The 6,578-nt window shown below is 40.6% G+C and carries 13 protein-coding genes and 2 pseudogenes; 7 read left to right on the top strand and 8 right to left on the bottom strand.

What is annotated here, in order from left to right; genetic code table 11:
• Positions 1-152 precede the first annotated feature (152 nt).
• From IM500_RS17570 to IM500_RS17555, 4 genes and pseudogenes are all read right to left on the bottom strand, one after another.
• Positions 153-506: pseudogene (locus tag IM500_RS17570) on the bottom strand (type II toxin-antitoxin system RelE/ParE family toxin).
• On the bottom strand, positions 499-837 hold the full coding sequence (locus IM500_RS17565) for a UPF0175 family protein (RefSeq protein ID WP_287739164.1): 339 nt from the start codon (positions 835-837) through the stop codon (positions 499-501). The pseudogene IM500_RS17570 and the gene IM500_RS17565 overlap by 8 nt, the downstream one beginning before the upstream one ends.
• A gap of 88 nt (positions 838-925) precedes the next feature.
• Positions 926-1,213 carry a BrnA antitoxin family protein gene (locus IM500_RS17560; protein WP_190720335.1) on the bottom strand — a complete coding sequence of 96 codons (288 nt, stop codon included), beginning with the start codon at positions 1,211-1,213 and terminating at the stop codon, positions 926-928.
• Positions 1,194-1,430: a BrnT family toxin gene (locus IM500_RS17555; RefSeq protein ID WP_502882362.1), complete on the bottom strand. Its 237-nt coding sequence runs from the start codon at positions 1,428-1,430 to the stop codon at positions 1,194-1,196. Before IM500_RS17555 ends, IM500_RS17560 begins: the two co-directional genes overlap by 20 nt.
• 597 nt (positions 1,431-2,027) lie before the next feature.
• Here IM500_RS17555 and IM500_RS17550 point away from each other — a divergent pair.
• The 7 genes and pseudogenes from IM500_RS17550 (at position 2,028) to IM500_RS17520 (ending at position 4,466) form a co-directional block, all read left to right on the top strand.
• Positions 2,028-2,243 (top strand): hypothetical protein, encoded by a 216-nt coding sequence (locus tag IM500_RS17550; RefSeq protein WP_002771553.1) that lies wholly within the window; start codon positions 2,028-2,030, stop codon positions 2,241-2,243.
• Positions 2,243-2,503, top strand: coding sequence for a type II toxin-antitoxin system RelE family toxin (locus IM500_RS17545; RefSeq protein WP_190720341.1), 261 nt, complete (start codon positions 2,243-2,245; stop codon positions 2,501-2,503). The genes IM500_RS17550 and IM500_RS17545 overlap by 1 nt, the downstream gene beginning before the upstream one ends.
• A gap of 284 nt (positions 2,504-2,787) precedes the next feature.
• A complete protein-coding gene (locus IM500_RS17540; RefSeq protein ID WP_190720344.1) occupies positions 2,788-3,168 on the top strand; it encodes a hypothetical protein in 381 nt (126 codons plus the stop codon).
• A 242-nt stretch (positions 3,169-3,410) separates the two neighbouring features.
• Positions 3,411-3,764 (top strand): immunity protein CdiI family protein, encoded by a 354-nt coding sequence (locus IM500_RS17535; protein WP_036402756.1) that lies wholly within the window; start codon positions 3,411-3,413, stop codon positions 3,762-3,764.
• A 5-nt stretch (positions 3,765-3,769) separates the two neighbouring features.
• A pseudogene (locus IM500_RS17530) lies at positions 3,770-3,862 on the top strand (PEP-CTERM sorting domain-containing protein); the annotation flags it as partial.
• A 125-nt stretch (positions 3,863-3,987) separates the two neighbouring features.
• Positions 3,988-4,167 (top strand): hypothetical protein, encoded by a 180-nt coding sequence (locus IM500_RS17525; RefSeq protein ID WP_190720315.1) that lies wholly within the window; start codon positions 3,988-3,990, stop codon positions 4,165-4,167.
• Positions 4,168-4,226: 59 nt separating this feature from the next.
• A complete protein-coding gene (locus tag IM500_RS17520) occupies positions 4,227-4,466 on the top strand; it encodes a hypothetical protein (RefSeq protein WP_190720318.1) in 240 nt (79 codons plus the stop codon).
• A gap of 88 nt (positions 4,467-4,554) precedes the next feature.
• Here the strand turns inward: IM500_RS17520 and IM500_RS17515 are convergent, their stop codons facing one another.
• The 4 genes from IM500_RS17515 to IM500_RS17500 form a co-directional block, all read right to left on the bottom strand.
• Complete coding sequence (locus tag IM500_RS17515; RefSeq protein ID WP_079207250.1) at positions 4,555-4,878, bottom strand: Txe/YoeB family addiction module toxin; 324 nt, start codon at positions 4,876-4,878, stop codon at positions 4,555-4,557.
• The gene (locus IM500_RS17510) at positions 4,868-5,152 is read right to left on the bottom strand and encodes a type II toxin-antitoxin system Phd/YefM family antitoxin (RefSeq protein WP_012264090.1); all 285 of its coding nucleotides are present in this window, start codon (positions 5,150-5,152) and stop codon (positions 4,868-4,870) included. Before IM500_RS17510 ends, IM500_RS17515 begins: the two co-directional genes overlap by 11 nt.
• A gap of 435 nt (positions 5,153-5,587) precedes the next feature.
• Complete coding sequence (locus IM500_RS17505) at positions 5,588-5,863, bottom strand: helix-turn-helix domain-containing protein (RefSeq protein ID WP_190720324.1); 276 nt, start codon at positions 5,861-5,863, stop codon at positions 5,588-5,590.
• Positions 5,856-6,212 (bottom strand): type II toxin-antitoxin system RelE/ParE family toxin, encoded by a 357-nt coding sequence (locus IM500_RS17500; protein ID WP_190720327.1) that lies wholly within the window; start codon positions 6,210-6,212, stop codon positions 5,856-5,858. The genes IM500_RS17505 and IM500_RS17500 overlap by 8 nt, the downstream gene beginning before the upstream one ends.
• Between the last annotated feature and the right edge of the window lie 366 nt (positions 6,213-6,578).

The following is a 6,578-nucleotide window of genomic DNA, read 5'->3' as shown; positions in this document are numbered from 1 at the left end:
TTCTGATTGACTGGTATCACTTGAAATGCCCACCCAGCAAGCGGTTCACAAAATTGGCTAATTTTAAATAGCGTTTGAGATGCTCTCACCCTGCATAAATGCCCCCTTCAATCAATCTTGAGGGGGTTTATTTTTGGCATCTATTAATACTTCTAAAAACTGTCAAACTTATTAATGATGTCTTGAATTTGCTGCGCCGGGATGTCTGTTTGGTCAGATTTGGCATAGATGAGGAGCATCAAAACACAACTATTGTCTTTAAGTTGATAGATAACACGATAGCCGCTACTTTTGCCCTTTTGAATATCACTGTTTTTGAGGCGAACTTTAAAGACAGTCTAGCCTATTCCTGGTATTTGATCGCCGATGAATTTGCCTATCTGAAGGTCATCAATTAGGGGTTGTAGGTCAGTACGAATGCTCCGATAGCGTTTGGCGAGGATGCGAAGTCGATCCTTGAATTGATCAGAGAAAAGGAGCTTAATAGAGGGAATTTCTTCAGTCATTTGTGCCATCCCAGAGTTCAGAGATGGGATGTACTTGGCCCTCTTTAGCTTGCTGAAGAGAAATACGAAGACTGGTGAGGATGAGTTCTTTTGGTTCGTCGTCGGGGTCCGTGGGTGGAGTGAGGATATTACGCGATACTAGCAATTGGTAGAAATCATCGATCGCCATTCCCGTTAGTTCAGCTGCTTGTTCAAATTGAAGACGTTGCTGCTGATAAAGCATGATAGCGATTTCCGTGAGCATTTGAGCTTCAGTCATTTGTACTGTTTGCAGAAGTTCAGCGGGAAGGATGAGGTTCATAGAGGTTTCATTAAGTGGCAGTAACTTCATTGTATCGCCATGAAAAAGTAACCACAAAAGTAGGCTAAATTGCTTCTAAAAATACCATCAATGCCCCTTCAATCAATCTTGAGGGGGTTTATTTTTTTGCCTGTGTTTCCACATATTCTCGCAGGGCGCGATTAATACTGGTCTGATACCCCTCTTCTTGTGTGGCCTGGGTTTTGAACCAGTCTATCAGGTCAGCATCAAGGCTTAGAGTGATCTGCTGTTTGAGCGGACGATAAAATACACCACGCTGGGCCCTGCTCCAATCTCCCGTAGCCTCCGGGATCAAATCCGTGCGGATAGGCTCTTGTGACACGGCTAGAGCGTCAATTTCAGCCTGTATCTCTGGCGGTACTCGATTAGAATCTCCCTTCTTCATAAGCCCTCCTTTCATGGGCTGTTGCCCTGCGTGCGCTAATAATTCGTCCCGTTTCCTCTCCTGTCACTGAATTAGACTCCGGCCAAGTATGCACCACAAATACAGTCAGTTTACCGATCAGTCCGATAGTCTGCCAGCGTTCTTCCTCTGGGCATGGATCAGGACGGCTGACAGCGAGAGGATCGGCAAAAACATATTGAGCGGCTTCAAAGCTCAAGCCGTGATCGCGCTTGTTTGTCCGATTTTTGTTGTCGTCCCATGTCCACTTCAATTTTACTCTCCAAATGTAGCTATATTATGGTTACTACATTAATTTTTATCAACATTGTATTTGCGCTAACGCAATCGCAATAAAATTTACCCCTGTCGGGATCATAACATTATCCAGATATAATGCCAGTATCACTACCGATTTAGCAGCAAGAGCAAGCTCAACAAATTACTCATCATCAAAAGATAATAGTTTGAGCGGTATGTGTTAATTATCATCCCTTTCGGCTCCGGCGCAGCTTCAGCCCTCAAACGCCAACTAAAACCCTCTAAATCCGAAGAAAAAGAAACCACAAAAGTCGGCTAAATTGCCTCTAAAAATACCATAAATGCCCCTTAAATCAATCTTGAGGGGGTTTATTTTTTCCTTTCGCTTATTAAACAACTATCACCTCGTTGCTAGGGTCTCCCTGGCAACGCATTTCCAGAGGTTCTACCTTGGCACGAGACAAAGCATTGATGATCACACAAGGTCGAGAAGAGCCAAATAGCCAATTTAGTGCCAAAATTAGGAGTAGTTTATTCTTCTATACCAGTTAAAAATATGCAAGTTAAAGAGCTAACCGTTGAAGAACTCAAGCTCCTCATTCAAGAAACTGTTGCCGAAACTATCCAATCTATCTTACTCGATCCTGACCAAGACAAAGAAGTCAAACCTGAAGTTAAGCAACAACTTCTTGACTCTCTAAGACGGACTGAAATAGGAGAAAAGGGGGTTTCAGCCGAGGAAGTAGCCAAAAAATTAGGATTAAACTGGTAATGGCTTACTTGGTAGAATTTAGCCGTGAAGCAATCGCTGATTTAGAAGCACTCGCTCCTATCATTCAAGAGCGAATTTTGCGGAAAGTTCGCTGGTTGTCGGATAATTTTGAAAATGTTAGTCCTCAAGCTTTAAGTGCTAATTTGAGTGGTCTTTTCAAGCTTCGAGTCGGTGACTATAGAATTATCTATTCTTTTGCACCCGAAGCAGAACGCATTACCATCCACAAGGTTGGACATCGCCGAGATATCTACAGTTGATAAAATACTGTGTTTGAGAGTAAGTGGTTTCTTTGCTTAACATGATTTTTAAGGGATACTTGTACAACCTTATTGTACAATTTCAAGCTCTTGAAGTCCCCAAAAACCCCAAAATCTCGATCGCTAAGCTAGGGAGAGGAATGTAAAGATTTATTAAATTGTAGCTTTTAATACAGTTGTGGGGGGGGGAGTGTGTATTGTTCTACTATCCGCCTTTAGTGTTGGGTTGGGTTGTTGCTTCACCTAGCTGCGAGGGGGCGAACGCACCTTGAGGAGATACATTGATGAAAACAAGTGTAATATACATGACGGCTGTATTAACTTTATTGGGACTAACTGTGTCTCGACCCGTAGAATCAACAGGAGGCTCTAAAGTAGAGTCTAACCCTAAAAAATTTAACTTAAGTGAGAACAAAGACTTTTTAATAGCTCAATCTGGTCGAGTATATAGGTGTATTAATCGAAGTAACGAAACCTATATAGTGCCAGCTATGACTGGTGCATATGTACAAGGATCAGTTTGTTTTATCCCCGTGAAATCAGGAAGATGTATGGAAAAAACTGTTTTTCATAAAGCTTTTGAACCTTGTCGTACAAGTACAGGGGATAGGAGATATTATTGGATCGCTGCTTTCGGTGGTGAGACACCTTTCATCATATATTAATTTAACTCACTTTCCGCACTTCTTAACATTCAATTGATAATTTTTAGTGATATATTGCCTAAAACCCATTGCCAGACTCGTAGGTTGGGTTGACGCAAGGAAACCCAACAACTTCCTGGAATATTTTCACAATTTTTGTTGGGTTTCGCCTTTTGAGCCGATGGGTAATACCAGAGCAATAATGATAGCTCAACCCAACCTACGGCTCGATTAATTAACAAACTGATTCAGGAATGATAGTTATGGCAATCAGAATCAAACTTTGGGCAGATTATGGAAGTTACCCACTTTGGGGAGTAGATGAAATTGATAACATTGCTCCTGAAGAATTGCCATTAAGTCAAGCAACTATTCAGCGTTTAAACGCATGGCAGGATACTTACGATAAGACTTTAAATCAAGACTATCCACCTTTATCAGATTTTCCTAATCAGCAAGCTGAAATGGATTTTAAACAAGAAGGAATTAGTTTATGGAAACAGTTACGTCTTGAACTGGCCCCGGATTATGAAGTTTTCTACCAAAATGAAGGTCAATTGTTCAGACATCCTAAGGAAATAACCACAAAATCTACAGTACAAAAAATAACAGTTTGAGTATCATCACCCTCGGCACTCTCGGCGCAGGTGCAACCCTTAAGCGCCAACTAAAACCCTCTAAATCCACTGAAAAAGAAACCACAAAAGTCGGCTAAATTGCCTCTAAAAATACCATCAATACTCCTTCAATCAATCTTGAGGGGGGTTTGTTTTTTTATATCTCTTTTTTGGCAATAGATGCTATAATGAAAGGCCACTCTTTAAGATTGCTTGATCGATCGTGGACTTTGAGATTATCAGCGATATTACGAATATCGAGATTATTGCCACAGGAACAGGAATTCGTAATCGGGAACGGTTGCAAAAACAGTATGGCAAAGGTAAATGGAGAAAATTAAAGGGCATAGCCCAAGTTCAGCTTGCCAATGGTATAGTAAGGTTAGCTGAAGTCCATTGGTAGGAAGCTCATGGCATCGGCAAAAAAGAATTTAAGCTCAAGCTACCGTTTCTAGATTGACCATGAAAATAGAGTCATCTCCAACAAATAAGTTCGCAGTTTGTCTCAATAATGAAGGCTACGAAGCTTCACTAGAAGTTGGCAAAATATACTGCGTTATCCCTGATGAGACCGCAGAAATAAACAGTCTAATTCGGGTTATTGATGAAAGTGGTGAGGATTACGCTTTTTCTGTGAATCGGTTTCATGCTATTGAGTTACCAAAGCCAATAGAAGAAGCTTTATTATCAGTTGCCAACTAAAACCTTCTCAATCCATCGAAAAAGAACCGACAAAATACGTTCTTTGTCCCCTTTCTCCTGTAAAGTTTCTTGATGGGTTTGTCTGAGTTTAGCCTGATTGATAATGATAGCGAGCTTGTAAAAAATAAACCTTATTTCCTGTGACTTTATAAACTAAACGATGCTCTAAATCGATCCGTCGTGACCAAGTGTCGGCAGCAATATACTTAAGAGGTTCGGGTTTACCCAATCCTGTAAACGGATCGCCATCCAAAATATCTGCTACTAAGTCTAAGATTTTATCGCCTTTTTTCGGTTCGTTCCGATACCACCAAGCTAAATCTGCTTTGAAATCAGGACTAAAAACGGGCAAATAACCATGAATAGGATTGTTTTGAGGTTTATCTGGCTTATTTTCTCTTTTAGGACTCAATTCCTAACTCCTCTTTCAATTCAGCTAATGTTTGAGGAGTTGCATCTTCTGTCTGGGTCCATGCTAAAGAGCGAAATAAGCGTTGGGCATTTTCTGGCGAGCGCAATAAATAAACACACTCTAATAAACTGGAAAGCTCATCTTCAGCAATTAAGGCCACATTTTTCTGATTGCGACGCTTAATGACGATAATTTGCGATTCGTCACACACCTGATCTAAGATACTGGCTAAATTCATTCTCGCCTGAGAGTAGGTGGTTTCTTTGCTTAACATGATTTTTAGGGGATACTTGTACGACCTTATTGTACAATTTCAAGCTCTTGAACTCTCCAAAAACCCCAAAATCCGAAGGGAGGAGAATGTAAAGATTTATAAAATTGTAGCTCAGGCTACAGCTTAGTTTAGTTTTGTGTGTACTCTATTGTCGTACAGCTTTGGTGTTGGGTTGGGCTGTTCCTTAGCCAAACCTAGAAAAGCCAACAGTTCCACCGATTCAGGGAGATGAACTGATTGGCCGGAGGGATATTAAGCTGTTGACTATCTGAATTGCTCGTTAGGACTGCAAGGGAGAAGGGAGCAGGGAGAGAAAGTTCGAGCATTTGTACTAAAAATTCCAATACGCAGTTTAAATTCAGCACAGCTTATCCCCAGTCTATCAGCTAGTTGGTGCGGGACGGGATTTTCTGAATCGACAACCCACAGAAGCCGCTATCTTATTTCCACAACAAGTTCCTTTCCTAAAGCTTTGACGTATTTTTCTAAAGTAGAAATACCGACAGATTCCACATTCTCTTCTAGGTTGAAAACTGTTGCTTTATCCCAATTTAACTTACGCGCTAATTCTTCCTGAGTCAGTCCAGCTTCTTCTCTTGCCTGTGCTAAGATAACTCCCAGCTTGAAACTGAGATAACCAGACTCGAAGCCTTGGCAAAATTGACTGTCAGTTTGTTTTCTCCTGTTAATATATTGTTCTACATCACTCATCGTCGAATCTCCTGTTTAAGTAGTCTCGTTTTCGTTGCTCTGCCAAATAAATCTCTTGAGATGGTGTTTTTTGAGTCTTTTTGGCAAATCCGTTCGTTAAAATAATTAAATCACTTTCTCCAAAAAAGCCCAGCAGACGGAATATATTATTGCCAATCTGAACCCTCACTTCCCAAATATCATCAGTATTGACTAATTTTTTCAGGTATTGACTCGGGACAGAATCTAACTCCTGAATTAAGCGTAACACCCACAACACTTTTTGAGCTTGTTTTCCAGACAGAGAATTTAAAAAATCTTCAACGGGGCTGGCTCCTGACTGGGTACGATAAAAAACAATCTCCTTCATATAATAATCAGTTTAAGAAAACATTTCAATATTTTAGTGATGCCATTTCATTGGGATTGTAGTGATTCCATATCGCCAGTCATTGGTTGTGCATTATCTTACATCGTCATTCAATAAGTAGTCGTGCCAAATAAATTTCCTAGTGAAGATGGGCACTCATGCAAGAGGTAGTTAGATATGTGGTAAGGATTCAGGTGCCTCAAATGCAGTCACAGAGCGGCTTCTCAAATCTCAGAACTCGCTAAACTAACAGTTTCATTCTCAATAAGCACGAAAATTAAGCCTTTCAGCGTTTCTTAATGAGAATGAGGATTTGTCCATAATTCGCCTAAATGCTTACACAGCATGGGTTTGACTGCTTTTTGT

It is taken from the genome of Microcystis sp. M179S2 (assembly GCF_020245805.1).
GTDB classification, from domain to species: Bacteria; Cyanobacteriota; Cyanobacteriia; order Cyanobacteriales; family Microcystaceae; genus Microcystis; species Microcystis aeruginosa.
This window is presented reverse-complemented; position numbering and strand designations above follow the sequence as displayed.

Coding starts and splice junctions, on each gene's coding strand:
- IM500_RS17535 (WP_036402756.1), top strand. CDS start 3,411: ATGGCAATCAGAATCAAACTTTGGGCAGATTATGGAAGTTACCCACTT.
- IM500_RS17565 (WP_287739164.1), bottom strand. CDS start 837: ATGAAGTTACTGCCACTTAATGAAACCTCTATGAACCTCATCCTTCCC.
- IM500_RS17545 (WP_190720341.1), top strand. CDS start 2,243: ATGGCTTACTTGGTAGAATTTAGCCGTGAAGCAATCGCTGATTTAGAA.
- IM500_RS17500 (WP_190720327.1), bottom strand. CDS start 6,212: ATGAAGGAGATTGTTTTTTATCGTACCCAGTCAGGAGCCAGCCCCGTT.
- IM500_RS17505 (WP_190720324.1), bottom strand. CDS start 5,863: ATGAGTGATGTAGAACAATATATTAACAGGAGAAAACAAACTGACAGT.
- IM500_RS17540 (WP_190720344.1), top strand. CDS start 2,788: ATGAAAACAAGTGTAATATACATGACGGCTGTATTAACTTTATTGGGA.
- IM500_RS17510 (WP_012264090.1), bottom strand. CDS start 5,152: ATGTTAAGCAAAGAAACCACCTACTCTCAGGCGAGAATGAATTTAGCC.
- IM500_RS17520 (WP_190720318.1), top strand. CDS start 4,227: ATGAAAATAGAGTCATCTCCAACAAATAAGTTCGCAGTTTGTCTCAAT.
- IM500_RS17550 (WP_002771553.1), top strand. CDS start 2,028: ATGCAAGTTAAAGAGCTAACCGTTGAAGAACTCAAGCTCCTCATTCAA.
- IM500_RS17560 (WP_190720335.1), bottom strand. CDS start 1,213: ATGAAGAAGGGAGATTCTAATCGAGTACCGCCAGAGATACAGGCTGAA.